This window comes from Sphingobium sp. ba1 (genome assembly GCF_000743655.1).
Taxonomy (GTDB): Bacteria; Pseudomonadota; Alphaproteobacteria; order Sphingomonadales; family Sphingomonadaceae; genus Sphingobium.
In genome coordinates this window covers 677,895-702,651 of sequence record NZ_JPPQ01000069.1, presented here as the reverse complement: position 1 = coordinate 702,651, position 24,757 = coordinate 677,895, and the positions used below count along the sequence as shown (strand labels likewise).

Annotated in this window: 25 protein-coding genes and 1 pseudogene; 14 read left to right on the top strand and 12 right to left on the bottom strand. The window is 60.4% G+C overall.

Annotation, left to right across the window (positions count from 1 at the left end):
* Positions 1–38 precede the first annotated feature (38 nt).
* Positions 39–554, top strand: a complete 516-nt coding sequence (locus IL54_RS06405) for a DUF3237 domain-containing protein (RefSeq protein WP_037477963.1) — start codon at positions 39–41, stop codon at positions 552–554.
* Positions 555–1,373: an SDR family NAD(P)-dependent oxidoreductase gene (locus IL54_RS06400; protein WP_052027577.1), complete on the top strand. Its 819-nt coding sequence runs from the start codon at positions 555–557 to the stop codon at positions 1,371–1,373.
* Here the strand turns inward: IL54_RS06400 and IL54_RS06395 are convergent.
* The 5 genes from IL54_RS06395 to IL54_RS06375 are packed head-to-tail and all read right to left on the bottom strand — an operon-like array spanning position 1,365 to position 8,547.
* Positions 1,365–2,294 (bottom strand): SDR family NAD(P)-dependent oxidoreductase, encoded by a 930-nt coding sequence (locus IL54_RS06395; protein WP_052027576.1) that lies wholly within the window; start codon positions 2,292–2,294, stop codon positions 1,365–1,367. The two genes, IL54_RS06400 and IL54_RS06395, sit on opposite strands and share 9 nt — an antisense overlap.
* 3 nt (positions 2,295–2,297) lie before the next feature.
* On the bottom strand, positions 2,298–3,782 hold the full coding sequence (locus IL54_RS06390; protein ID WP_037477954.1) for a carotenoid oxygenase family protein: 1,485 nt from the start codon (positions 3,780–3,782) through the stop codon (positions 2,298–2,300).
* 2 nt (positions 3,783–3,784) lie between these two features.
* Positions 3,785–5,407: a GMC family oxidoreductase N-terminal domain-containing protein gene (locus IL54_RS06385; protein ID WP_037477953.1), complete on the bottom strand. Its 1,623-nt coding sequence runs from the start codon at positions 5,405–5,407 to the stop codon at positions 3,785–3,787.
* A gap of 18 nt (positions 5,408–5,425) precedes the next feature.
* A complete protein-coding gene (locus IL54_RS06380) occupies positions 5,426–7,645 on the bottom strand; it encodes a PQQ-dependent dehydrogenase, methanol/ethanol family (protein ID WP_037474114.1) in 2,220 nt (739 codons plus the stop codon).
* A complete protein-coding gene (locus tag IL54_RS06375; protein WP_037477952.1) occupies positions 7,633–8,547 on the bottom strand; it encodes an SDR family oxidoreductase in 915 nt (304 codons plus the stop codon). Before IL54_RS06375 ends, IL54_RS06380 begins: the two co-directional genes overlap by 13 nt.
* Before the next feature lie 96 nt (positions 8,548–8,643).
* On the opposite strand from IL54_RS06375, the gene IL54_RS06370 reads away from it, so the two are divergent.
* Both IL54_RS06370 and IL54_RS06365 read left to right on the top strand, forming a co-directional pair.
* A complete protein-coding gene (locus tag IL54_RS06370; RefSeq protein ID WP_037474111.1) occupies positions 8,644–9,141 on the top strand; it encodes a nuclear transport factor 2 family protein in 498 nt (165 codons plus the stop codon).
* A 41-nt stretch (positions 9,142–9,182) separates the two neighbouring features.
* Entirely contained in the window at positions 9,183–10,397 is a 1,215-nt protein-coding gene (locus IL54_RS06365; RefSeq protein ID WP_052027575.1) for a multidrug effflux MFS transporter, read from the top strand.
* Positions 10,398–10,403: 6 nt separating this feature from the next.
* Here the strand turns inward: IL54_RS06365 and IL54_RS06360 are convergent, their stop codons facing one another.
* Complete coding sequence (locus tag IL54_RS06360; protein ID WP_052027758.1) at positions 10,404–10,913, bottom strand: MarR family winged helix-turn-helix transcriptional regulator; 510 nt, start codon at positions 10,911–10,913, stop codon at positions 10,404–10,406.
* A gap of 83 nt (positions 10,914–10,996) precedes the next feature.
* Positions 10,997–11,389, bottom strand: coding sequence for a nuclear transport factor 2 family protein (locus tag IL54_RS06355; RefSeq protein ID WP_037474108.1), 393 nt, complete (start codon positions 11,387–11,389; stop codon positions 10,997–10,999).
* Between the two features lie 98 nt (positions 11,390–11,487).
* On the opposite strand from IL54_RS06355, the gene IL54_RS06350 reads away from it, so the two are divergent.
* From IL54_RS06350 to IL54_RS06325, 6 genes are all read left to right on the top strand, one after another.
* Positions 11,488–11,877 carry a nuclear transport factor 2 family protein gene (locus tag IL54_RS06350; protein ID WP_037474107.1) on the top strand — a complete coding sequence of 130 codons (390 nt, stop codon included), beginning with the start codon at positions 11,488–11,490 and terminating at the stop codon, positions 11,875–11,877.
* 20 nt (positions 11,878–11,897) lie between these two features.
* Complete coding sequence (locus tag IL54_RS06345; RefSeq protein ID WP_037474104.1) at positions 11,898–12,647, top strand: SDR family NAD(P)-dependent oxidoreductase; 750 nt, start codon at positions 11,898–11,900, stop codon at positions 12,645–12,647.
* Positions 12,648–12,660: 13 nt separating this feature from the next.
* On the top strand, positions 12,661–13,164 hold the full coding sequence (locus IL54_RS06340) for a DUF3237 domain-containing protein (RefSeq protein ID WP_037474100.1): 504 nt from the start codon (positions 12,661–12,663) through the stop codon (positions 13,162–13,164).
* Positions 13,165–13,176: 12 nt separating this feature from the next.
* Positions 13,177–13,578 carry a nuclear transport factor 2 family protein gene (locus tag IL54_RS06335; protein WP_052027574.1) on the top strand — a complete coding sequence of 134 codons (402 nt, stop codon included), beginning with the start codon at positions 13,177–13,179 and terminating at the stop codon, positions 13,576–13,578.
* A 25-nt stretch (positions 13,579–13,603) separates the two neighbouring features.
* A complete protein-coding gene (locus tag IL54_RS06330) occupies positions 13,604–14,116 on the top strand; it encodes a nuclear transport factor 2 family protein (RefSeq protein WP_037474099.1) in 513 nt (170 codons plus the stop codon).
* 323 nt (positions 14,117–14,439) lie between these two features.
* Positions 14,440–16,758 carry a TonB-dependent receptor gene (locus tag IL54_RS06325; protein ID WP_037474097.1) on the top strand — a complete coding sequence of 773 codons (2,319 nt, stop codon included), beginning with the start codon at positions 14,440–14,442 and terminating at the stop codon, positions 16,756–16,758.
* A gap of 84 nt (positions 16,759–16,842) precedes the next feature.
* Here IL54_RS06325 and IL54_RS06320 read toward each other — a convergent pair whose 3' ends face one another.
* From IL54_RS06320 to IL54_RS06300, 5 genes are read right to left on the bottom strand one after another with little or no spacing between them, the layout of a single operon-like run.
* Positions 16,843–17,145, bottom strand: coding sequence for a VOC family protein (locus tag IL54_RS06320; RefSeq protein ID WP_037474095.1), 303 nt, complete (start codon positions 17,143–17,145; stop codon positions 16,843–16,845).
* Positions 17,142–17,663, bottom strand: coding sequence for a hypothetical protein (locus tag IL54_RS06315; RefSeq protein ID WP_037474092.1), 522 nt, complete (start codon positions 17,661–17,663; stop codon positions 17,142–17,144). The genes IL54_RS06320 and IL54_RS06315 overlap by 4 nt, the downstream gene beginning before the upstream one ends.
* The gene (locus IL54_RS06310; RefSeq protein WP_237748796.1) at positions 17,660–18,079 is read right to left on the bottom strand and encodes a c-type cytochrome; all 420 of its coding nucleotides are present in this window, start codon (positions 18,077–18,079) and stop codon (positions 17,660–17,662) included. Before IL54_RS06310 ends, IL54_RS06315 begins: the two co-directional genes overlap by 4 nt.
* Positions 18,076–19,617 (bottom strand): FAD-binding oxidoreductase, encoded by a 1,542-nt coding sequence (locus IL54_RS06305; protein WP_037474091.1) that lies wholly within the window; start codon positions 19,615–19,617, stop codon positions 18,076–18,078. Before IL54_RS06305 ends, IL54_RS06310 begins: the two co-directional genes overlap by 4 nt.
* A 24-nt stretch (positions 19,618–19,641) precedes the next feature.
* On the bottom strand, positions 19,642–20,400 hold the full coding sequence (locus tag IL54_RS06300; RefSeq protein WP_037474088.1) for an SDR family NAD(P)-dependent oxidoreductase: 759 nt from the start codon (positions 20,398–20,400) through the stop codon (positions 19,642–19,644).
* 303 nt (positions 20,401–20,703) lie between these two features.
* On the opposite strand from IL54_RS06300, the pseudogene IL54_RS25840 reads away from it, so the two are divergent.
* The 4 genes and pseudogenes from IL54_RS25840 to IL54_RS23990 form a co-directional block, all read left to right on the top strand.
* A pseudogene (locus tag IL54_RS25840) lies at positions 20,704–20,796 on the top strand (IS6 family transposase); the annotation flags it as partial.
* A 360-nt stretch (positions 20,797–21,156) separates the two neighbouring features.
* Positions 21,157–23,553, top strand: a complete 2,397-nt coding sequence (locus IL54_RS22760) for a glycosyltransferase (protein WP_081912791.1) — start codon at positions 21,157–21,159, stop codon at positions 23,551–23,553.
* Positions 23,554–23,558: 5 nt separating this feature from the next.
* On the top strand, positions 23,559–24,158 hold the full coding sequence (locus tag IL54_RS06285) for a hypothetical protein (protein WP_156106135.1): 600 nt from the start codon (positions 23,559–23,561) through the stop codon (positions 24,156–24,158).
* Positions 24,159–24,229: 71 nt separating this feature from the next.
* Entirely contained in the window at positions 24,230–24,394 is a 165-nt protein-coding gene (locus IL54_RS23990) for a DUF4214 domain-containing protein (protein WP_237748795.1), read from the top strand.
* Positions 24,395–24,757: the final 363 nt, after the last annotated feature.

The window sequence follows — 24,757 nt, the reverse complement described above, 5'->3', positions numbered from 1 at the left end:
GGCGCACGGCATAATATCCTGTCATGACGGAGCAGAGCATGTCCCTCTTCGATCAAATCGAGGCCGTCCCCGACATGCCGGGCATGGAACTTGCGCTGGAAGTGCGCCTGCGCTTTCATCCCCTGCCCCGCCTGAAAGACCTGCCCACCGGCCCCGACAAGGGGATGGTCACCGTCTCGGCGGGCGAATTTCGCGGGCCGACCCTCAATGGCACGGTGCTGCCTGCAAGTGGCGGGGACTATGCCACCTTCCGCAGCGACGGCGTCGTGCAGCTCGACGCGCGCTATCTGCTGCAAGAGGCCGATGGCACGCCGATCATGCTCCACAACCGAGGCTTCATCTGGGGTCGCACGCCCGATGTGATGCCGCGCTTCAGCCGCATCGCCAATGGCGCCAGCGATGAGCGTGTCGATCCATCCGAATATTATTTCCGCACTTTGACGAGCTTCGACGTGCCCAAGGGCAAGCATGATTGGCTCGCCCGCCACGCCTTCATCGGCGCAGGAGCGCGGCTGACGGATGGCAATGTCGTGCGCTATTACAAGATCCTTTGAATGACGCCGTTCGATGGCAAAGTCGCGGTCGTCACCGGCGGGGCAAGCGGCATCGGCCTTGGTATCACGAGGGCACTGCTCGGCGCGGGCGCGCAAGTCGCCATGCTTGATCTTCGCGCCGATTATATTGCGCAGGCGCGAGCCGGGCTTTGCGACCATGAAAGCCGCCTCGCTTTTATCCAGACCGACGTCAGCGACCGGGCGGCCATGGCACAGGCAGCGCAGGGGGTGGTCGATCAGTTCGGGCGGGTCGATATTCTGGTCAATAACGCCGGCGTCGGCATCCAGCGTAGTTGGGATCAGGTGACTTATGCCGACTGGGATTTCGGGCTGCAGGTCAATCTGGGCGGCGTCATCAACGGCATCATGACGTTCGAACCGCTGCTGCGCGCCAATCCATCGGGCGGTCACATCGTCAACACTGCCTCCCTTGCCGGGCTCGCAACCGTGCCCGCGGCAATGGCGATTTATGGCACCACCAAAACCGCGATCGTCGCGCTGAGTGAGGCGCTCGCGCCGGAATTTTCTGCGGCTGGCATCGGTGTGAGCGTGTTGTGCCCCGGTCTCGTCCGCAGCAACATCCTCGATATCGACGGCAACCGACCGACGCGCTTCATCGGCAGCGTGGCCGAGCGCAGGGCGACGCCGGAAGATCGCGAACGCATCGCTTCCGATAGCTGGATGGACCCCGACAAGGTCGGCCAGATGGTGCTGGAGGGCATCGTCGAAAAAAGGCTCTACATCATCACCCATCCCACCCATCGCGACAAGTTCGAGGCGCGGGTTGCAGCGGTGCGCGAAGCCTGGCCGTCAGCCTAGCGTGGTTGGCGGCCAGGGCTGTTCGACCAGCCCCTCCGCTGTCATCATCCAGCACATGTCTTGCTGCGGCAGTAATCCAAGCGCCTGCTCCAGCGCACTGATCGTCCACGGTGCGCCGCCATTGTCGATGCGATAATCCGCTGACCAGGGCCGGTAGAAATAGACCTCATCGCCCCGACATCCCAGCAACCGCCCCGTGAAGCGCGCATCAGGCAGGCACAGGCATAAGAGCAGCCGCGCGGCATGGTCAGGCGCGAACAGATCATAGCCCTCGCGCGCCGCCATCATCTCCTGAACGGCCTGCGGTGCCTTCTCGATCAGCCTTGTTCTTGCGATGGGCGACAAGGCATTTACCCGCACGCCAAGCGGCGCCAACTCCTGCGCTGCACTCATCGTCAGCGCCGCCATCGCCGCCTTGGTCGCGCTATAAAGGCCGATGGGCGGGATCGGATGCGGTCCGGCGGGCGAGGAAATATTGACGATCGCGCGCGGCGTGGGCGTTTGCGTGCGCCACAGGCGCGCAGCGGCGTCGATCAGCGCCGTCGCCCCTTTCACATTGACGCCGAACTGCCTGTCCCAATCCGCTTCGCTCAAATCCCCCAGCAGCCCCGAACGGCTGATCCCGGCATTGTTCACGAGGATATCGAGGCGGCCATGCTGGACGCAGATGCCGCTCACCAGAGCCTGCGCTGCCGACCAGTCGGATATGTCGCTCATGTCAGCGGACGCCACGCCCCCAGCCGCCATGATCTCCGCGACGACGGCCCGCGCAGGCCGATCATCGCCGCCCTCGCCGAGGCTGTTGCCGCCCAGATCATTGACGATGACCTGCGCGCCTTCCGCCGCCAGCGCGCGCGCATAGGCCCGGCCTAAACCGCGCCCCGCGCCCGTGACGAGCGCAACCTTGCCCGCCAGCCGCATGGCTCAGGCCACACGCTCTGCCTGTTGCACCCGCGCGCCATCAAGCTGCGCGCGCGATACCCAGCTGCCATGCACCTGCGCCCGCATCGGCAATGGCATCGGCACGCGGGCGATCGGCCCCTTGGCGATATCCTCGGCTTCGACGATCCACAGTTCGGACTGGAACATATCCTCCCCACTCTGACGGTCGACTACCGCGAGCAGCCAGCCATCATGATCGGGCGTAGCCGAGGGGACGTGGACCGGCTCGCTGATCGCCATGCCGAAATCCAGCGGCATCATGTCGATCCGGCCATTACCCGGCTCGATGCGCAACATCGCGTTGAAGGCCGCGCCCACGGGACCACCCGGCAGCGGCGGGCCGCCCTGGGGATTCATGCTCATATACCAGGCCGCGCGATAGGGGCGGCCCTGATCGACATCGCGCAGGCGCGGCATGTCACCGGGCGGCCCCATCACCCGCTCCGCATAGCTTTCGCCATCCTTGCTCATGTCAAAGGTCCAGCGCGTAAGCCCGCCGCCAATCTCGCGCTGATCGCGCTGGATGCCACCCGCCTCGCGCATGAAGCCGAACGCATTGGTGTCCGAAAGGCACAGGTCGAGATGGACCAGATCGCCATCGTCAAAGGCGTTGACCAGATGAAAAGCGGAGATGCCGGGGCGTCCGCGGAACCAGCGCATCTCCTCCACCTTGCCATAGCGCGGCATGATACCGACCCAGCTCTCCAACTCCTGCTGATGCGCCCAATGCGCGCCGCCAGCCTTGAGCCTCTCAAGATCGGCGATTGTCGGGAAGATCGGGAAGATCGCGTATTTTTCACTGATCGCGAAGTCGTGAATGGTTGAGCAATAGGGCTGCTCAAACCATTGCTCGCTCGTCAGATTGCCGTCCTTGTCCGCGATGCAATAGGCCACATCCTTGGTACACAGGCCGCCCGCCTCATAGCCGAAGAAGAACATTTCGCCGGTCTGCGGATCGATGCGCGGATGCGCCGTGAAAGTTTGCGAGCGCAGCGCGCCATAATAATCCCAGCGGCCGATCGTCTCCAGCGTATGCGGATTAATCTCATAACCAAGCCCATCTTCCTTGGTCATGAACAGCCGCCCCGCGTGCCAGACCGGCGTGGTATTGGCGACGGTGCGGTCCTTGTCCTGGGCGGCGGGATCATCCGTGAACGGATTGCGATATTGGCCAAACAGCGCGCGCCGCGCCTCGCGCTCCAGCTTGTAACGCTCGGTCTCGACATAGCGGATCGCATAATCGACCTTGCCGCCGCTTATGGCGAAGCGGGCAACCATGCCATCGCCCGACAACACGATATCATCCGCATACATGGGCGGCACGGCAGGATCGGGCACCGCGCGGAAAAACGCGCCATCCACCTCGGCGGGAATGTCCCCGATCACATCGAGATTGCGCGCCGACCATTCGATGCCGACCGGTGTATTCAATCCCGTGAAGTGGATGGTTTTTGGGAAGTTCGCCACTGTCATCCTCCTATATGTTCGTTCTTGCGCAGCGTGCGGATCACATGATCCGAACCCTTGTCGCCAATCATGATCGCGGTCGCATTGGTGTTGCCCTGCGGTAGCGTCGGCATGATCGACGCGTCGGCAACCCAAAGCCCCTCCACGCCGATCAGCTTGAGGTCGCTATCGACCACCGCCATCGGATCGTCGCGGCGCCCCATCTTTGCCGTGCCGACGGGATGATAGAGCGGGATCGAAGCCATCCGCACATAATCGCGCAACTGCGCCGGGTCGGTCATCGCCGCGCCTGGCCGCAACTCGCCCTTGATGAAGGGCGCCACAGCGGGCTGCCGCAAAATATCCCGCGCAATAGCGATGCCCTCGACGATCTGATCGATATCATCCTTGCTGCTCAACTGCTGGTGCGCGATGACCGGCGGCGCCAGCGGATCAGCAGAGCGCAGCGTGATCCGCCCCCGGTTCCTGGGCCGCATCAGGCCGACCAGCGTCGAGATTGACGGGTTCGGGCGCAGCATCAGCCGGCCCTGTTCGTCAAAATCAAATGCGAAGGCCGCAAAGGAAATCTGGAGATTGGGCGCGGGCAAATCCGCCCGGCTCTTCACGAACGCCTGCGCATGGCCGATCGCCGTGGTCAGCGCGCCCTTGCGGGCCAGCGCGAACTTCATCACCTGCCATGCCCCGCGCAGTCCCTTTGCATCACTGTTGAGCGTGACCGCATCGACATCATTCACGATATGCGTGCCGACATGATCCTGCAGATTGCTCCCCACCCCTACCCGGTCGCAAACCACATCGATGCCCATCGCGCGCAGATGATCGGCGGGGCCGATGCCGGAGAGCATCAGCAGGCGCGGCGTGTTCATCGCGCCCGCGCTCAGCACCACGCCATGGCGCGCGATCAGGCGCTTCTCCTGCCCATCCTGCAGATAGACGATGCCGGTCGCCCGGCCATGTTCCACGATGATGCGCAGCACTTGCGCCTCCAGCAGGATGTGCGGTGCATTGCCGCCCTTGCGCTCATGCAGATAGCCACGCGCAGCCGAGCAACGCGTACCGCCGCGCTGCGACACCTGCACATAATCGACGCCCTCGGCCTGCTCGCCGTTCAGGTCGGACGAGCGCGCGATACCGGCCTGCTGCGCCGCCGCGATCCACGCATCGGTAATGGGATAGCGCGCCCGCCCTTCCGACACCGCAATCGGCCCGCCAGTGCCGCGCCAGGCATCTGCGCCACGCTCATTATCTTCCAACCGGCGGAAATAGGGGAGGACGGAGGCATAATCCCAGCCCAGCGCCCCCTCCCGCGCCCATTCGTCATAATCCCAGCGATGGCCGCGAATGAACATCATCCCGTTGAGCGCGCTGCCGCCACCAAGCAGCTTGCCCGCGGGCCAGATGTCGGCGCGGCCGCCCAGGGTCGGATCAGGCTCCACCTGATAGCACCAGTCGAACTCCGGGTTCTGCACCACCGCGCTGGTCAGCGCAGGAATGCGCGAGCGATAATGTCGATCGGTGCGCCCGGCCTCGACCAGCGTCACCGTCAGGCCGCCATCGGCAAGCCGCCCGGCCATCGCAGCACCGCCCGATCCGCCGCCCACGACGATGATGTCCGGTTCTTGCATCATACGGCCTTCATTCCCTTAAAAGCTGGACATGATCGCCGCACTGGGCGCGTCGAGCGGTTTGCCTGCCGCCTTGAGTTTCAACTCGGCCGCGCGCGTCTTGCCCTGCTCGGCAATCAGCCAGGCATGGATGGCCGCTGTGTCCTGAGCGGTGAGAATATCGTCCCACCGTGGCATGCCATTGGGCAGCAGCAGCCCTTCCCGCACGATCTGCTGGAAGGCATCATGCACCCCCGGCTGCATCCGGCGCAGGTCCGGCACATTGGCGCGCAGTTGGTTGGAGTGGCAGATCGCGCAATTCTCGAAGAACAGCCCCTGCCCCCGTGCCAGCACCGCAGGCGTGACGCCCGCCGCCTGCGCAGGCGGCTGCGAAGCAACCTCCGTGGGTGGCAGCGGCTCAGGTTGCGGCACCGGGCCGCCATCGATGCGGAAGACCAGAATGCGATTGGCATTGCCATTGCGATAAGCGGCAGAATAATTCGGCACATAGGACCAGCCACCGCCGCCAAAGCCGGTCGCCACCGCGACATATTGCACGCCTTTCACCCGATAGGTCATCGGCGCCGCCATGATCGAGCTGCCGGTCTGGATTTCCTTCAACAGCTTGCCGCTGTCGGCATCGCGCACCATCAACTTGCCGCCAATCGTGCCATGAAAGATCAGGCCGGAGGCTGTCGACAAGACGCCGGAGCGATCCTGCCATCCCTCCATCTGCACCGCCCAGCGGGACTTGCCCGTCAGCGGATCGATCGCGCGCAGCTCGGACGAGAAGGGCTTTTCCTTCACCCATTTCCAGGCAGGCAGCGCCTCGACCTGCGCGCGCAGTGGCGGCGGCAGCGTTGGCAACACATCCTGCAATTGCGGCGTGAAGATCAGGCTGGTGCCGACATTCAGCGCACGCGGGCGTCGGGGGTCGTTCGCTTTGTCCGGCGGAACCGTGAACATCAGATTGCCCATATCCAGCACGGCCGCGAAATAGAGCTTTCGCGCCGGATCATAAGCAGGCGGATACCAATTGCGCGCGCCTGCCGACGCCGGGAAGATGATCTTCGGCCCCTTCCAATATTCGGACTCGTCCGGGGTCAGGTTGGGCTTGCCGGTCTTGAGGTCAAAGCCCTTCGCCCAATTGGTGCGCACCAACGCATTGATCCGCAGCGGCTTGCCAGTCTCCCGGTCCAGCACGAACAGATAGCCATTTTTGGGCGCATGCAGGATGACCGGGCGGACCTTGCCGTCAATCTCCATGTCCGTCAGCACCATCGGCTGGGTCGCGGTATAGTCCCAGCTATCGCCGGGCGTTTCCTGATAATGCCATTTTACCCGGCCCGTCTTGCGGTCCAGCGCGACGATGGATGACAGGTAAAGATTGGTGCCGCCTGCGGGCGAGCGACGGCTGATCGCATAGGGGCCGCCATTGCCCACACCGATATAGACGGTGTCGAATTGGGGATCATAATTGATCGCATCCCATACCGTGCCGCCGCCGCCAATGTCCCAGCGGCTCTTCGGATCCCAAGTCTTGAGCGCGTCTTCGAGTTCAGGATTTTCCTGCGGCCCGCTTTTGGGGTCGCGCGGTACGGTGAAGAAGCGCCAGACCTGCTTGCCATCGCTCACGCGATAGGCCGTCACATAGCCACGCACATCATATTCCGCCCCGGCATTGCCGATCACCACCACATCGCCCGCCACATCGGGCGCGCCGGTGATGGTGTAGCCACGGTCATGATCGACAATGGTATCGACCGACCAGAGCGTCTTGCCGGTCTTGGCGTCCAGCGCATACAGCTTGCCATCAAGCGACCCGACGAAAACCTTGCCGCCTGAGACGGCGACGCCGCGATTGGCCTGATCGCAGCAAGCGGCGCGATTGACCTGCATGTCCACCTCTGGCTCGAAGGTCCAGAGCGGTTTGCCGGTGGCAGCATCCAGCGCATAGACCCGGCCCAGATTGCCGCTGGTATACATCACCCCATCGATCACGACGGGCGTCGCCTCCTGCACGCGATTGGTGCCAAGGTCATAGCTCCAGGCCAGGCCGAGCTTGGCGACATTGCCGGGCTTGATGTCGGTCAGGCGCGAAAAATGGCTGTCATGCACATCGCCGCCGGGGAAGGCCCAGTCATCGCCCGCGCCATATTCCGACGAGGCACCGCCCGCACAGGCCGACACCAGCGCAACCCCCACTAGCGCGGACAAGCCACGCAGCGACTTGACGACCGCAAGCATCAGACGGGCCATGCTGCCTGATGCGCGATCATCACCTCGCGCAGGGATTTGGGCTTGCGACCCGTGATGCGCTCGACCGTGTCGCTCAGTCGGCCGAAATAGCCCTCGCGGATCGACTGGCCGAATGTCACCATATCATCGCTCGACCAGGGGATCGGCCCCTGCGGCATGATGTCGGAGGCATGGCGCGGCACGCCGAGCGAATCGAAATAGGCAAACATCGCTTCGTCATCGACTTGCTCGACGGTGATGGGCTTGCCGGAGAGTTCGGTCACCATCGCCATCGCTTCGGGGATCGAGATCAGGTCCGGCCCGGTGATGTCATAGGCGCAATTGCCATGCCCATCCTGCGTCAGCACGCCCGCAGCCGTTGCCACGCAATCATCCCGGCTGACGAAGCCGACCTTGCCGTCGCCGCAATTGTCCGGCTTGTGCCCGGCCAGCAACGCGGGGATGGCCATCGCCGTCGCCACCGCCTCGGCATATTGGCTATCGCGCAGATGCGTCCATTGCGCGCCCGATGCCTCGATAATCTCTTCCGTCGCGCGATGATCATTCTTCACGATCGCCGGATTGTCCGGCTGGTCCGCCGAAATGAGCGAGGTGTAGACGATATGCCGCACGCCCTGCGCGACGGCTGCCTCTACCGCATTGCGATGTTGGCCAACGCGCGATCCCACGCGCGCCGTGCTGATGAGCAGCATCCGCTCGCCGCCCCGCATCGCGGCGGCAAGCGTCGCAGGATCATCGAAATCCGCATGGCGCACATCTGCACCACGCTGCGCAAAATGCGCGAGCTTGGCCGGTGTGCGGGAGAGCAATATGAGGTCTTCCGGCGCACAGGCCGCCAGTAATAGCTCTGCCGCAGCGCCGCCAAAGGAGCCGGACGCTCCGGTTACGATGATCTTGCCCATGGCCATCCCCTCACTGACTTTTGCAATGTCGTTGCATTTGATAGTAACGATTGTTAGTATTGCGTCAACATGTGCTGAAGTGGAGAGGAAAGAAAATTGCCATCGCTAGCAATCGAGGACCGTATCGCCCTGCAGGATCTGATCGCCGCCTATAGCTGGGCGCTCGATACGGGCGATGTGGAGGGGCTGGTCGCCTGCTTCACGCCGGACGCGCGCATGAGCGAGGAAGTGTTCGACGAGCCCGATGTGTGGGAAGGCCATGATGGCATTCGCGGCATCGCCGAACATTATCGCAACGCCGCTGGCTTTCCCGGTCGCCAGCATCATGTGACGCAGGTGCAATATAGGCCGCAGGAGGACGGCAGCTGCAAAATGCGCAGCTTCGCCTTCGTGACAGAGTGCAACGGCGAGCCGCCTTATCTGCTGCGCTTTGCAGGCTGGTATGATGATCTGGCTGTGCGGGGCACCGACGGCCAGTGGCGCTTCCAGCAGCGCACCGTGCGCCTGTGGGATGGCGAAGTCCTCAAGAATTTCCCCGGTCGTGGGCAATGGGTGCCGCGCAAGCGCCCCGACTCGCTCATCATCAAGCGCTGAGCGAGCGACGACAAACAACATAAGACGGCGGGGAATATAGGATGACGATCATCAGGAGCGGCGGCGCATCGAGCGCCGCAGCCGGACCCTCCTTGCTCATGGGACTGGCATTTGGATTGCTCTCCGCGCTCGGCCCGTTCGCGATCGATCTCTATCTGCCCGCCATGCCCGACATGGCGCAGGCGATGGCCGCCGATAGCGGCGCGGTGCAGCGCTCCCTCTCCGCCTTCTTTCTGGGGCTGGCCATCGCCCAAATCCCGCTCGGCTGGCTCGGTGATCGCTTCGGTCGGCGCAGGCCTTTGATCTGTGGCCTTGCCCTCTTCGCGGCGGCCTCCCTGGGCTGCGCTCTGGCAAACGACATCGACCAGTTGATCGCGCTGCGCTTTCTGCAAGGCATGGGTGCCTGCGCAGGCACCTCCAGCGTGCGGGCGATGATCCGCGATCAGCATAGTGGCCACCACGCCGCGCGGCTGATGGCCTTCACCTTCCTCATCATCGGCATATCGCCCGTGCTTGCGCCGCTTGCTGGCAGCTACCTGCTCCGGGCGACTTCCTGGCAGGGACTGTTCGTCATTCTGGCGAGCGCCGGATCGGTCGCGCTGCTCTGCGTGGCGCTGTTCCTGCCTGAGACATTGCCGCCCGCCCGCCGCGTCGCTTCCCGATCGATCGTGCAAGCCTGCGCTTACCTGTTGGCAAAGCGTGCCTTCGTCGCCTGGGCTTTCGTCGCGGGCATGGCGACGACGATTCCCTTCGCCTTCGTGACTGCCGCGCCCTTCCTCTTCTCGCAGGGCTATGGGCTGACACCGCATCAATACAGCCTGCTGCTGGCACTGAACGCTATCGTCTCGATCATCGCGACACAGTTTGCGCCCGGCCTCATGCGGCGGCTCGGCGTGCGGCGGCTGGTCACGATCGTCGTGCTGATCGCAACCATGGCGACGGGGGCCATCGCGCTCGCGGCACTTACGAGCGGGGACGTACCGCTCGCTATGGTGCAAAGCTATTCGATGCTGATCTTCGCCGCATCAGGCCTGATGCTGACGCCTGCCGCTATTTCCGCGCTCGATGCATCCGATCAAGGCGCCGGTGCCGCCGCAGGCCTGCTCGGCACGCTCCAGCTTGGGGTTACGGCAGCCGGGAGTGGCGCGGTCTCGCTCTTCCCCTCCTTCACCATTCTCCCGCTTATCAGCATATTGGCGGGGGGCTTCCTGCTGGTGCTGGCGGCAATGGCCGTGCTGCGCCCCTGCCAAGAATGAACACGTCTATTCCTCAGGCGGCCTGGTCCGCTCCAGGAACAGCGAAACCCCATTTTCGTCACGCGCTTCCAGCGTGTCGATCAGCTTGCCGAGCATCGCGTTGAAGTTCGCGATTTCCGCCGGTTTCAGAGCCGACACAAGATAGTCGGCAACGGAATCGGTTTGCGGCCGCATGGCCTTGTACAGCCGCTCGCCCTCCGCCGTCAGGCTCAACGTCTTGCGGCGTCGGTTCGTCTCGTCCCTGTCCACCATGATGCGGCCATGCTTCTGCAACGCCGCTACCGCACGCGAAACGCTCATGGGGTTCACGCCCGTCAACTCGACCAGTTCATGGCTCGCAGAATGGGGGAAGCGGCCAATCAGCATCAGCAGGCGAAACTCGTTGAGGCTGATCTTGTGCCGATGTTCCAGATAGGTCGAAAAGGGGGCCATCAACTTGTTGGCAAGCTTCAGCACGCCATGCAGCGCGTCGGCCGAAGCGCTTTCGCGCGCTTGCGGCGTCGGTGGTTTATCCATGGCGTCGGATGCTTTGCGTCCAATATTCTTCGACATATGTCTCGCCTAACACATCTGGGTGTTCATGAGTCAACCACCCGCCATCATGCCATCGTACAACCGACGCTGGTGAATTTTCCATCCGCAAGATGATAGTGAATATATTGCCGCATGTTCTGAACCTCGCCTTTGGCGATGGGCATGAACTGCTCCAACCCTTGCGCTTTTAGCACATCGGCAGTCAGGTCGCGCAAGCCTTCGACGCGGATGATCCCTTCCAGCGCGACAAGTTCGTCGCTGCTGGCGAACCTTTCTATGACAACGCTCTCCTTCACATAGCTGTGCAGGAAGCTGTAGAAACGCTTGAAAGCATCCCTGTCGCTCAGATCGATGCCGAAGAAGCCGATCCGGGCGCCTGGCGCATAAAAATCCAGGACTTTGTCATAGTCCCGATCATTGAATGCCTGCACATACCGCTCATACTCTGCGCGTTCCATCACCCTCTCCTCACCCCATTTTGATCTTGCGCGATTTAATAACGATCGTTACCGTTTAAGCAAGAGGCCGCACAGACGAGCCGTGAGAGGATGGTGCAATGAGCAGAACGCTGCAGGAAGAGCGCAACCTGAAGCTGGTCCAGGACATGTTCGATCATGTGCTGATCCCCTTCGATGCCGACGCTGCCGATCGCTACATCGCGGCCGATTACATCCAGCACAATCAGCTAGTCGATACCGGAATCGAACCGCTCAAAGCCTTTCTGCGCAAGGTGCGGGCCGAAAGCCCCAACGCCACCCACGACATCAAGCGGCGCTTTGCCGATGGCGATCATGTGATCGTCCATTATCATGTCTGTCGGTGGCCGGGCGACGCCGGTTTCGCCGTCATGGATATCTTCCGCATCGAGGGCGACAAGATCGTCGAACATTGGGACGTGATGCAGGATGTGCCTGCGGACAGCCCCAACCCCCACTCGCCATTCTGACCCCAAACAGGAGAAGACCCATGCGCTTTACCGACAAGGTCATACTGGTCGTCGGCGGCAATAGCGGCATAGGGCTGGCGAGCGCTCAGGCCTTCGCGGCGGAGGGCGGCATCGTCCACCTCACCGGGCGCGATCAGGCGACGATCGACAGTGCCGTCGCCAGCATCGCAGGCGCGACGGGCTACCCGGCCGATGTCGCGGATCTGGCGAGTCTGGACCCGGTGATCGCCGCCATCAAGGCGCGACATGGGCGGCTCGATATCCTTTTCGCCAATGCGGGCGTTGGCGGTTTCGCGCCCGTGCGCGACATTACGCCGCAGGATTGGGACGCGGTTCACGCCATCAATCTGCGCGGCTGCATCTTCACGATCCAGAAGGCACTGCCGCTGATGGGCGCTGGCGGATCTATCGTGGTTACAGGGTCGATCGGCGGCTATGCCTTCGTGCCCGGCAACACCACTTATGCCGCTGCCAAGGGTGGCCTTGCGGCGGCGCTCAAGGTGATCGCCGGCGAACTGGTGCGCGAGGGCATCCGCGTCAATCTGATAAGCCCCGGCCCCATCGAAACGCCCCTGCTCTATCGCAACCCTGGCCTCACCGGAGACGCGGTGGACAGGCTGCGCGAACAGATGATCGATGCGATACCGATGCGCCGCATGGGCAGGCCCGGAGAGGTTGCCCGTGCCGTGCTGTTCTTCGCATCGGATGATGCAAGCTTCATCACTGCCGCCAATCTGTTCGTCGATGGCGGCACACTGGAACTGGGTTGAGGGATATAGCGCAATGGACAATATTTTTTCGACGATCGACAATCCCAAGCTGGAATTTGCGATGGAAGTGCGGCTGCAATTCCCGCGCGTCCAGACCATCGCGAACAGCCCTTGGGGCGGCACGCGCAGCGCGGTCTATGTGGAAAGCGGCACCTTTGAGGGGCCACGGTTGCGCGGCAAGGCCGTGCCGGGGTCCGGCGGCGACTATGCCTATTTCCGGCCCGACGATGTGGCGGTGTTCGATGCGCGCTACATGTTGGAGGAGGAGGATGGCACGCTGATCCTCCTCAACAATCGTGGCTTCCTGTGGGGCCGCAAGCCCGACACGATGGAGAAATTGCGCGACTGGGCCTTTCGCGAGGGCGAGCCAGTCGAGCAACAGGACTATTATCTGCGCGGCAACCCCAGTTTCGAATGTTCGGTCGGCAAGCATGATTGGCTGACCAAACATGTATTCGTGGGCGTCGGCGAGCGCCGCGCCGAGGGCAATGTGTTGCGCTACTACGCGCTCACCTGACGGGAGATCGCCATGACCGCCGCCGAGGAAACGCTCGAAGAACGCAACAGCCGCATCGTCATCGACATGTGGCAAAAGGTGATCCGCGAAGGGAGCCGCGAGGCGGTTCTGCGCTACATCGCGCCCGGCTATATCCAGCATAATGTCAACATGCCTTCGGGCCGGGAGCATCTGTTGCGGCTGGTCGACATCATCAAGGATACGCCAGCCGACTTCAATCCGCCCCGCCACAAGGAACTGGTCCGCACTGTGGCACAGGGCGATCATGTGGTGCTGATCTGGGAGCAGGAGCAGGACGATCCAAACGTGCCGGGCGCGACCTATACAGGCCATGCCTTCGATATGTTCCGGCTGGAAGATGGCATGATCGTCGAACATTGGGACGACACCCGCAAATGGCCAAAGCCCTGGTGATCGCAATATAACAGGGGAGCATGACATGAGCGAACGCATCACGAGTTTGAAGCCGGCCATCGACGCGCCTGACGGCCAGACCGCGCCCGTCATCGCGGCCGATCACGCGCAATTGCTGCACAGCGACGATCCCGTTCTCGCCGCCAACAAGCGGCTATGCTACGATATGTATCGCACCGTGCTGCAAGCGGGCCATGCCGACCGCGCACCGGATTTCATCGGCCCGCACTACATCCAGCATAATCCCAATGTGGTGAGCGGCGTCGAAACCTTGCAGGCCTTCATTCGCGGATCACGCCCACAGCGCGAGATTTTGCCGCACATCGAACTGCCGCTGGTGTCGATCATCGCCGAGCGGGACATGGTGAACTTCACCTTCGTGCGCACCGAGAAAGACGGTGACGGCAACAGCTATCACACCAGCTGGTTCGATCTGTTCCGCATCGAAAATGGCAGGATCGTCGAACATTGGGATCCCGCGATGAAGAGCGCGGACATGCTGAAACTCGACCCCAACGACAATAAGATCGGGCGTTAGCTTTTGCCCCCTGGGGCATTCCGAGCCTCGCATCCATCACGATCGTCAGTCTCGAAGTGCGAACCGCGCATACAGAATCGATACAACCAATAATAACGAACGATATTATTATCATTCTTGCTCTTGCTCATATTGATAACGTTCGTTATGGTTATTGCATGACCAGCAAGCGGTTCCGCGGGCTAGAGTCGAGTGAAGGAGAGGTCTGCCATAGGGTGTCCGACCTTACCCGCGTGCAGCGATGACGGTGGCAATAAGCCCTGATCCGCGGCATGATGGTAGTCGGCAATGCAGGCACTCCCTTGAGGCATTGGGGAGGAAATATGTCTAAAAATCAGCTGCTCTCGGTCCGGTTCGGCGTTGCCTTTGGTGCGATGGCCTGGTCGATCGCCACGCCTGTCCTGGCTCAGGAAACAAATGCGGCCGCATCCGCGCGCGATGATCAGGGTATCAGCGATATCATCGTCACCGCACAGTTCCGCAATCAAAGCGTGCAGGAAGCGCCGCTTGCCATTACGGCCGTGGACGCATCGCTCATGGAAGCACGCAGCCAGACCAGCGTCGAGTCCGTCGCGCAGCGCGCGCCGAGCGTCACCTTCTCCGCTGGCGGTCAGGGCGGCGGCGCGCAGACCGCAGCCGTCAACATCCGGGGTATCGGCGCCACCGATTTCCAGTTCCCGAATGAACCTGGCGTCGGCATCTATATCGATGACGTCTATTACGGCATCAGTTCGGGTGCGGCGTTCGATCTGGTGGATCTGGACCGCATCGAGATTTTGCGGGGGCCACAAGGCACGCTGTCTGGCAAAAACTCCATCGGCGGGTCGATCAAACTCTTCTCCCGCCGTCCCGATGATGATTCCGACGCCTATGTCGAAGCCTTGTACGGCTCCTTCAACCGCGTGGGCCTGCGCGGCGCAACGAACATCACCCTGGCGCAAGACAAGCTCTATGCGCGCATCTCCGGCCTTGCCCGTCATGTCGACGGCTTCTTCAAACGGTTGGACTATGGCTGCGTTACCGGGGTTGCGGCCCCCGGCGGCACCTTCGCCTCGCCTGCCGATGATTGCGTGATCGGCACGGAGGGCGGCCAGAATATCTATGCCGTGCGCGGCGCCTTGCGCTGGATCGCATCCGACAGGATCGAGAATAACCTGATTGCCGATTTCACGCAGGACAGTTCGGAAGCATCGCCGGGCAAGGCGCTCTTCCTTCCCCCCGTCAATGGGCGCAATTATCTCACCGCGCCAAACAGCTACACAAGCTATGCCAATTACACCGGTCTTCCCGGCACAGCCAATCAATATACCAACAAGGGTCAGAGCAATCTGCGCAGTTGGGGCGTTTCCAACACGCTCGATATTACTTTGTCCGACATGTTTTCGTTAAAGTCGATCACGGCCTATCGTTACGCCAAGGGTGCCAGCTCCTGGGATGCGGACAATTCGCCCGAAGATATTTCGAACAATGCGAGCGGCTTCCTGCACGAACAGTTCACGCAGGAACTCCGCCTGTCCGCCGAATTCGGCGATATGCTCGAAGTCACGACGGGCGTTTATTATTATAAGGGCGACAGCAACCAGAGCGGACGCATCCAGGTCGGCGTCGCGGGGCTCGATTTCTTCTATGACGACCCGTTCGAACAGACGTCCAAATCCGCCTTTCTGCACGGCGTCCTTCATGCCACGGATAAGCTCAACATCACGGGCGGCATTCGCTATACCGACGAAGACAAAAGCTACACATTCCGCCGCATGAGCCCCATCCCCGGCCTGCCGACCGATCCCCGCGTCGCCTCGCTGGATGGTCTTGTCGGTGAATTTGCCGGCAAACGCTGGGACTATCGCGTCGCTGTGGATTATGAGGTCGCGCCGGACGTGCGCTTCTATGCGCAGGTCGCGACGGGTTTCAAGGGCGGCGGCGTCAATCCGCGTCCCTATCTCGCGCAACAGCTGGTTCCGTTCGAACAGGAAACCTCGACCAGCTATGAAGCCGGCTTCAAGAGCATGTGGCTTGATCGGAAACTGCGTCTGAATGGCGCCTATTATCACAATAGCTACAAAAATTATCAGGGACTCACGTCGAGCTGCCCCGACATCAGCCCGCCCGGCTTCCCCTTCTGTTCGGCCACCCGGAACATCGGCGACGCCAAGATCGACGGTCTGGAACTGGAATTCGACGCGCGGCCCGTGCCTGGCCTCTCGATCGACGGCTCCGTCAGCTACACCGATTTCCGCTTCACAAGCGCGGCGTTGGGCAGCGGCATCATCCCTGGAACCACGGAGGCACCATTCGTCTCGAAGTGGAAATATGCGGCCGGCGTGCAATATGAGGTTGAGCTGGGCAAGCATGGCTCGCTCACGCCGCGCCTCGACTATACCTGGCAATCGAAGTTCGAAACAACGATCCCCAACAATATCCCGAACTTCGAATTCGGCCGCGTGGAATCGCGCGGGCTGCTCAATGCGCGCCTGACCTACCGCACGCCCGACGATGCATGGGAAGCGGCGCTGGCCGCTACCAACCTCACCGACGAATTCTACTTCGTGAACAAATATGACCGCTTCGCCCAATCAGGCAATGCCTATGGACAGCCCGGTCGTCCGCGCGAAATCATCTTCAGCGTGAAGCGCAAATTCTGACACGCCGCTCGGCGAATGAAGAGCGCCCCGTCCACATTGGCCGGGGCGCTCTCTTTGTTGGCCGGGGACCGTCAGGCGGCAGGGCTAGAGAAACTGCACCAATTCGATCTCATGCCCCTCCGGGTCATCGATCAACGCGACGCGCGTGCCTGGAATGTCGAAGGGCGCGCGCTTGATCCTCGCCCCGGCCTTGATCGCCCGCGCGACAGCAGCATCGGCATCCTGCGTGACGAAGCCGATGACGCCCGCCGCTGGCCGCTCATCCCCATTTCCACCGGTCTTCCAGTTCAGCAGGCCCAGCATGAAGCCATGGCCCTCCTGCCGCAGCAGGACTTCCTCGAGATCGGCGACGTACAGCTTGATGAAGCTGAACTGCCCCGCGCTCATCGCAGCGTCAGCACCCAGCTGAAGGCCGGCTCGGCGGCACTGGCATAGGATAGCGGCTCGCATCGCTCGATCCCACCGATGGCCAATTCCGCAAACGCCTCCGGCCAGCGCCCGCCAGCCAGCCGCGCCAAGGTTGCAAGCGATGTCGCTTCGGGCACGCAGATCGGCACCATATCGCCTGCGACGCGATGCTGGATCAGCGAAATCCGGCGATAGCCCGCCTCCTGTGCAACCTCGCTCACCATCACCGCATCGGCCTGACGGGATACGCCGAAGAAGGCGGCTGGCCGGGTTTGAACCAAGGCCTGCACCTGGCGCACGCGGTCACCGTCCATCGGCTGAGCCGACCCGCCCAGCCTGCGGGCATGGTCGGCAAAGCGCGCGCTTGCAGCGAGACTCGTATCATAGAGCAGCACCGGCTGCCCTTCATGGGCCAGCACGGGCGAACGCAGCGTCGCAGCGGCGGCCGCAGCAATGGCGGCACCCGCAACCAGGCCGCGCCTCGACACCGGCATCATTGCCCGCTCTCCTTTTCGGCCGACAGATAATCGGCGATCTGCTTGAGTTCCGCATCGCTCGCCTCACCGCGCGAGATTGCGGGCATATTGCCGATGCCCATACGCGCCGCTTGCATGACGAACTCGGACGTCAGGTCCGTGCGCTTTTCAAGCAGTGGCTGCTCCGTCCGCCGCGCCAGCAGGCCAGTGCCCATGCCTGCGGGGCCATGACACATGGCGCATTTGTCCAGATATAGCCGCTCACCCGGCCCGGCGTTGGGCCGGGATGATATCGTCTCTGGCGCCGGCATGGGTGGTGGCCCCTTGCTCTGCTCGGTCGCGACAGCCTTGTTGTCCGCGCCGCTGCTGCACGCGCTGAACCCCAGCAGCATCAGTATCCCTGCCCGCCGCATTGCGCCCACGCCCATGCCGGTCATGCCTTCGCTCCCATCATCGACGTGGGCCAGATGCCGCTCTTGCCCGGCGCGATGATGCCCTGTGGATCGAGCGCATCCTTCACCGTGCGATTGAGCTTGGCGAGCGCGCCCCCATTGAAGTCATAGGTGTCCGCGACGGCATCCATATAATCGAGATGGGTGCGATACTCGCCATAGCCTTGCGCCTTGGCATCCGCGATCAGCCGCTTGAGGAAAGGATCGACCCGCTTCATCATCGCCGGATCATCCTTGTCCAGCAGCACCGCGTTCACATTGATGAGGTGGCGCTCGCCAAAGGCGAAGCTCGCCTGATAATCCATGCCAAACTCCTTGTAACAGGCATAGGTGCGCTGAAACTGCGCCAGTGCCGCCTTGCCTGATTGGGGCAGGATCGGCGAAAAGCCGATATGGCCGCCGCGCCCGCCATGCCAATTGGCATTCTGCATCGGAAAGGTCAGCGGCGTGCCGGTCCAGCCGGTCGCCTCGATCGGCTCTCCGGCTTTCCAGGTCGTGGGGCGCAGGCTCATCGGCTTGAGCTTGCCCATCTCCAGCTCCAGCACCGCATAGGCCGCCTTGTTCATATCCTCGCGGCCATAAAGGCGCAGGCTCACGCCCCACCAGCCGACATTGAACTTCTTGCGGATCGCCGCGATGACCTCGTCAGACAGGGCACCGGGCTTGTCCGTCCACTCGCCACGCGTCGTAAGGGTTGCCGCCGCGCGCAGCCAGTTGCCGATGGTCGGCGATTGCTGGAGCAGGCCTTCACGCCGCAAGGGCGCTAGTGCATCGACCAGCGGACCCAAATCCTCTGGCCGCTCAAATTCGATATCCATGCCCATCAGCGATTCCGGCGCGGGCATCAGCCACAGGCCCATCTTGGTCACGATGCCGAAGTTCGACTGCACGAACATCTGGTCCCATGATGGGCCAAAGCCGAATTTGTAGAGCTGCCATGTCGGCGCGCCATCGAGCGCGCCCATGCCGGTGCGCACAACCATCCCATCGGCCATCACCGCCTCGATGCCGCAAATCTTGGTCGTATGCTCGCCATAAGGCGTGTAGCCAACGCCGCGATCCAGCGCATTGCCCAGCACCGACCCCCAGCTATTGCCCGGCACCGACAGCCAGTGCTTCATGCCTTTCGATTTCAGGAAATCATACAGATCGTAGAAGCTGACCCCCGGCTCCAGCAAAACGGTGCCATTGGCCTCGTCATAGTCGATCTTCCGCATGCGCGAGAGATCGAGAATGACCGATCCCGCCAGCAAGGGCGCGCTGCCGCCATAGCCCAAATTTTTGCCGCGACTGATCGGCCAGAGCGGCAATTTGCGCTCCCTTGCCACCTTCAGGATCGCCTGGATTTCCTCGACGGTCGCTGGCGCGACAGCACCGGCGGGATGATGCAGGGCATCATCTACCGCGAACTTGTCCTGATAGGAGAGCTGATCCTCCTCGTTGAAAAACACATGGTCCACGCCGACGATCGCAGCGAAGGCTTGGCGTGCGGCGGCGGCTATGGCGGGGTCGAGCGGTTGCATGTCGGAACTGCCTTTCAGGTCAAATCAGGCCGGAGCCGTCCAGCGGGTGCGCGCCGGTGGCCGCGCCCCGCCATCGAGACGCAGCACCTCGGCATTGATGTAAGGATTGCGGATCAGGAACAGCGCCGCGTCTGCAAACTCTTCGGCGCGCCCGGCGCGCTTGGGGAATTCAGCACCATCGACCAGTTCCTCCACCAGATCGGGCGGCAAATGGGCCGTCATCGGCGTATCGAAAAAGCCGGGCGCAACGCCGACGCACCGAATGGCGTACCGGGAAAGATCGCGCGACCAGACAAGCGTGAGCGCCGCCAACGCTGCCTTGGACGCGGTATAGCTGCCCATGGCCTCCTGCCCCTCGAACGACGCGATCGAGCAGGCGTTCACTATGACGCCCCGCTCGCCGTCCGCGCTGTCAGGCGCGTTGCCGATCATGCGGTGCGCCACCACGCGCGTCACATGCATGGCCCCCATCAGGTTGACGTCCAGCACCCTACGGAAATCGGCGGCATTGCCCGGTGCATCCGGCGTCGCAATCAGACCGAGGCCGCCGATCCCGGCGCAATTAGCCAGAATGCCGATCGCGCCGTCCAGGCCGTCCAGCGCTTTTTCGACAGCCTGCGCGTCCGTAATATCACAGGCCAGAAATTGCGAACCGGCATCGGCCGGTGGGTGAACGTCCATCACGACCGTCCGCGCGCCCTCCGCCTGGAGTTTCGCAGCCAGCGCCGCGCCTAATCCAGACGCCCCTCCAGTAATGACCGCAAGCTTGCCCCTGGGATCCATCTCGCCTCGTTCCTTCGGTCATCGCCGACTCTTTTTTGATAACGATCGTTAGTATGTGAAAGGGCGCATGTGTGTCAAGGCGAGGTGGCCGGTCAGGATCAGACATGACCTCATGGAGAGATTTTCTGCCTGATCCACAAGGCGCAGTGGCCGAGAAGAAACGCTCATCTGATCTGCCCCCACCAAGCAGACCGGCTAGTTGGTAGCGAATATTACGCTCATCACTGCCATATCGGTGGAGCTTGAGCAAAGCGAAGCTGGAGGCTGCAGATGGAGTGAGGTGATTTCCACTCGTCACAGAAAGTGATCCGGCTGGAGGTGCTGATGTATGTCCGCTACCCGCTTAGCCTGCGGTGCGTAGAAGACCTGATCTTCGAGCGCGGCATCGATATCTGCAGACGCAATGGCTGCTTGCCGACAGGGGCCATGACGCCGACGAGTTCAATGATGCTTTGCGTCAAAGGGCATCAAGCCACGCATTCCTGGCCGAAGATCCCCGAACCGCCCGACCACACCACAAACGCCTCAAGGCATCTTGATCTTCTGGCTCTTATCAACGAGCCTTGACCTGAATGAATAGCAATATATTGAGAAGTGGGCATAATGAGCGAGAAGGTGCCGTTAAGGCCGCAGCGGTGGCCGGTTCCGCTCGCTATCTAGATCGAGGCGCGCTCCGCCGTTGCTTTGCGCGAGGAGCTTCGTTACCCCCGGCGGAGCACGAGGCGATCGACCGAGCGCTCAATTTAAGGAATAGGGATGTTGCGCGGTACAATGCCTGTTGAAAATAATAATCGAACAGCGATTTTCACGATCAGCTCAAATAATTACATGCCATATACTCGCACGCTGATAAATTCATCAGTCGCGGCACATCCTGACGCTGATCACTTTCTCTGCCTCGCCGATGCCAAGGTAGGGGCAAAAGACTTCTACCCTGAGAAGTGCCAGATTTTGGAAGCATCCGAGTTAGGAATACCGGATTTTCCCGGTTTTGCTTTTCGGTACGATATTATGGAGATGAACACGGCGGCCAAGCCGTATATGTTTCTGCATCTGTTTGAGCAGAACTATGATCGGGTTGTCTATTTCGATCCAGATATCAAAGTATATCGCGAAATCACGCCTGTTTTCGACGCTCTCGATGCCGGAGCGCGGGCGGTGTTCACGCCTCATCTGACGGAACCTGCCGAGACAACAACGCCGCCTGATGACATTACCATTATGCGCGCCGGGATCTACAATTTGGGCTTCGCCGCGTTTCGCCGCAGCGAAGGCGTCGAAGAGGTACTGCGCTGGTGGGCGCGCCGTCTGCGATACCAGTGCATCAATGCCCAAAATGACGGCATCTTCGTGGACCAGAAGTTCATGGATTTGGTTCCTGGCTTCCTTCCTGATGTCGCTATTTTGCGTAATACGACGCTTAATGCTGCCTATTGGAACCTCTTCCAAAGATATCTCGAAGAAGATGGTGACGAAGATTGGCTGATGGATGGAGAGGCACTTATATTTTTCCACTTTAGTGGATATGATCCTCGGAATTCTCAACAGCTTTCCAAGCATACGACGATGTTTTCTGAAAATAATGGCGATGCGTTAATAAGTCTGTTGCATGACTATAAGAACGACCTGAAAACAAACGGATTATATTCAACTCCAAAGGCGAATTATGTCTACGATTGCTTCAAAAGTGGAGCGAAGATACCGACATTCGTGCGCCACTATTTTCGAAATCAGCATCTTACATGGGACGGAAATCCATTTGAAAATTTCCAAAGCTATTTGGAGCAGCCCTCTCTAGGTACAGCGGAGGCTCCCGACGGGCTAGTATGTACTAATCTCATGCACGCCCTTTGGCAGACATCAGACTATCTGCGAGCCACGTACGATCTCACCACGGCGCCGGGCGTAACTGGCCTTTCTCAATGGTTCGTTCGGCATAGCCACCAATCGGGCATTGATCCTCGCCTTACGCACGCAATCGTAGAGCGGGTCAGCAATGCACGCAGATGGAAGCAGAAGAATCGTCCTCCCGCGGTCCACTCTTCAAACACTGACATATCCGTTGTTGGTTACCTCACGGCCAACACCGGGGTGGGTGAGGTTGGAAGACTGACCCTTAAATCTCTTGCCGGTTCCGGTCGTCGGGTTGATGGCATGGACATTGATCTGAATGTCGCCTCTTCGCGCACTAACATGGAGGTGGAGGCCTTCTTGAGCGATAAGCCGGGCGGTCGTTTGCACCTATTTAATATCAATGCCGATCAACTGCCGTTGGTGCAGAGCAGCTATAACGACCGCTTAGGGAACGACGCATATCGCGTTGCAATGCCATTTTGGGAACTTGCCGACTTTCCCGATGCCTGGATTAGCTCTTTCGATCATGTCGACGAGATATGGGCTCCTTCCCGATTCATCCAATCGGGCCTTGTCATGAAGACAAATAAGCCGGTGATCCACATGCCTGTCTCGCTTGATTTTACGACTGACCAAATCTTTGATCGTAAATCCTTGAGGTTGCCGGAGGAACGCTTCATTTTCCTTTTCTCCTTCGACTTCCTTTCATTCAGAAGTCGGAAAAATCCTGAAGCTGTCATCGCTGCTTTCAGTGCAGCCTTCAAAGGAACTTATTATAGCGACCATGTTTCTCTGGTCATAAAATGCGTGAACTCGCATCATGTACCGGACGAATTGAAGCGTATCCGCGATGCAATAGACAATAGCCTAGACGTGCATATCCTGGAAGCGGAACTAACCCGCGCCGAGATGCTCGGATTGGTGCAGGCTGCCGATTGCGTTGTGTCCCTGCACCGCAGCGAAGGGTTGGGGCTGCTTATTGCCGAAGCTATGGCACTTGGCACGCCCGTCATCGCGACGGACTACTCGGCCACGACCGACCTAGTGACAACCGACACCGGCTATCCGGTCGAATATAAGCTCAAAGAACTAAAGGCCGGCGATTATCCGTTCGCGGCAGGCCAGGTATGGGCAGACCCGGACATCTCCCACGCTGCCTGGCAGATGAGGAAGGCCGTAGATGACGCGAACGACAATGATGAGATGTTGGAACGCGCACGAGCCAAAATCATTGCCAACCATGGAACTGAAGCGGTGATCCGCGCCCAAGAGCGTCGTTTGCAAGAGCTGGGATTGTAAGACAGATGACTAACGGCACAGGTCGATTGAACGATGGGAACAATGAAATTATGGATGAAGGCGAACGTAAAGGCGTGACCGTGCGCAGCGATACGTCAGATAAAAGCCCGACTATCTCGAAAGTCAAACAGGTGGGAGTAGACACACGCAGTCGGGAAGCGTTCGAGTTGCTTAAGCTTGGCGAAGCAATTTGCAACCTCCAGGTAGATCAGCGCAAGATGCGGCTGAACGCCGAGGACATGCGGTTTGAACGGGATCGTTACAAGGCATCGGCGGCGGCGTTTCAGGATAAATTGGCGGCCGCTTTGAATGAAAATGGTAGATTGCGTGATTTGCGTGAAGTGCTCGCGACCTTGTCAATCGAGACCAGTGCAGCCTTGGCGGAACGAGAGAATGAACGTGCCCGCCTGATCGCTGCTTTGGATGAAAGTGAAATGCGCCTTGCTATGATGCAGCAGGAGAATGAGCGTCTGCAAAGCGAGTTGATCGACTCCAGAGATAAGGCCGAAGTCATGCGCCAAAAATATATAGAAATGACAATCAATATTATAAAAGAGGCAAATTCAGGCGACGTCGATAGCTCTGATGGCCATGCCTCAAATTAGATTTCTGCGGGTATAAAATCTACCGCCAAAAAGGCAAATATAGTTATAAATATGAGGGCAGTGATATGGCCATGAGCCGTGAAGATGTGATTTGGATCTACAAAATTTTTCTCGGTCGCGAGCCTGAGAGTGAGGATGCAATCGCGCATCAATTGAATATCGGGACATCCCGTATTGAGATGATTGCGCAAATAATCGAAAGCGAAGAATTTGCAGGAAAACATATAGTACGGTGACCCTGACGGTAGATCTGTCGCACTAGGCTGTCGCTAGTGAAGGTAATCACGCCTTCAAAATATCTAGCAGATACTCAAATATCTAGCAGATTCTCCAGGATCGTAGTCATCATTGATTGCGCCGTGTGACAGGTCATCCACCGTAATAGGATTCATTAGTGCTGTATAGGGGTTTGCACTGGTAACAGAAATGGATTGCTGCGCCAGATGCGGCAGCCCTATTCCCACAAGGCTTTTTAGCAGTGCCGTAGATGATAATTCACATCGCACTCGACGGGTTTGTTAAAAATATATCTGTTTACGAATTATGCATTTCTGCATTATTTTATTTTTCATCCGATAAAATCGTTTAATTGATATTAG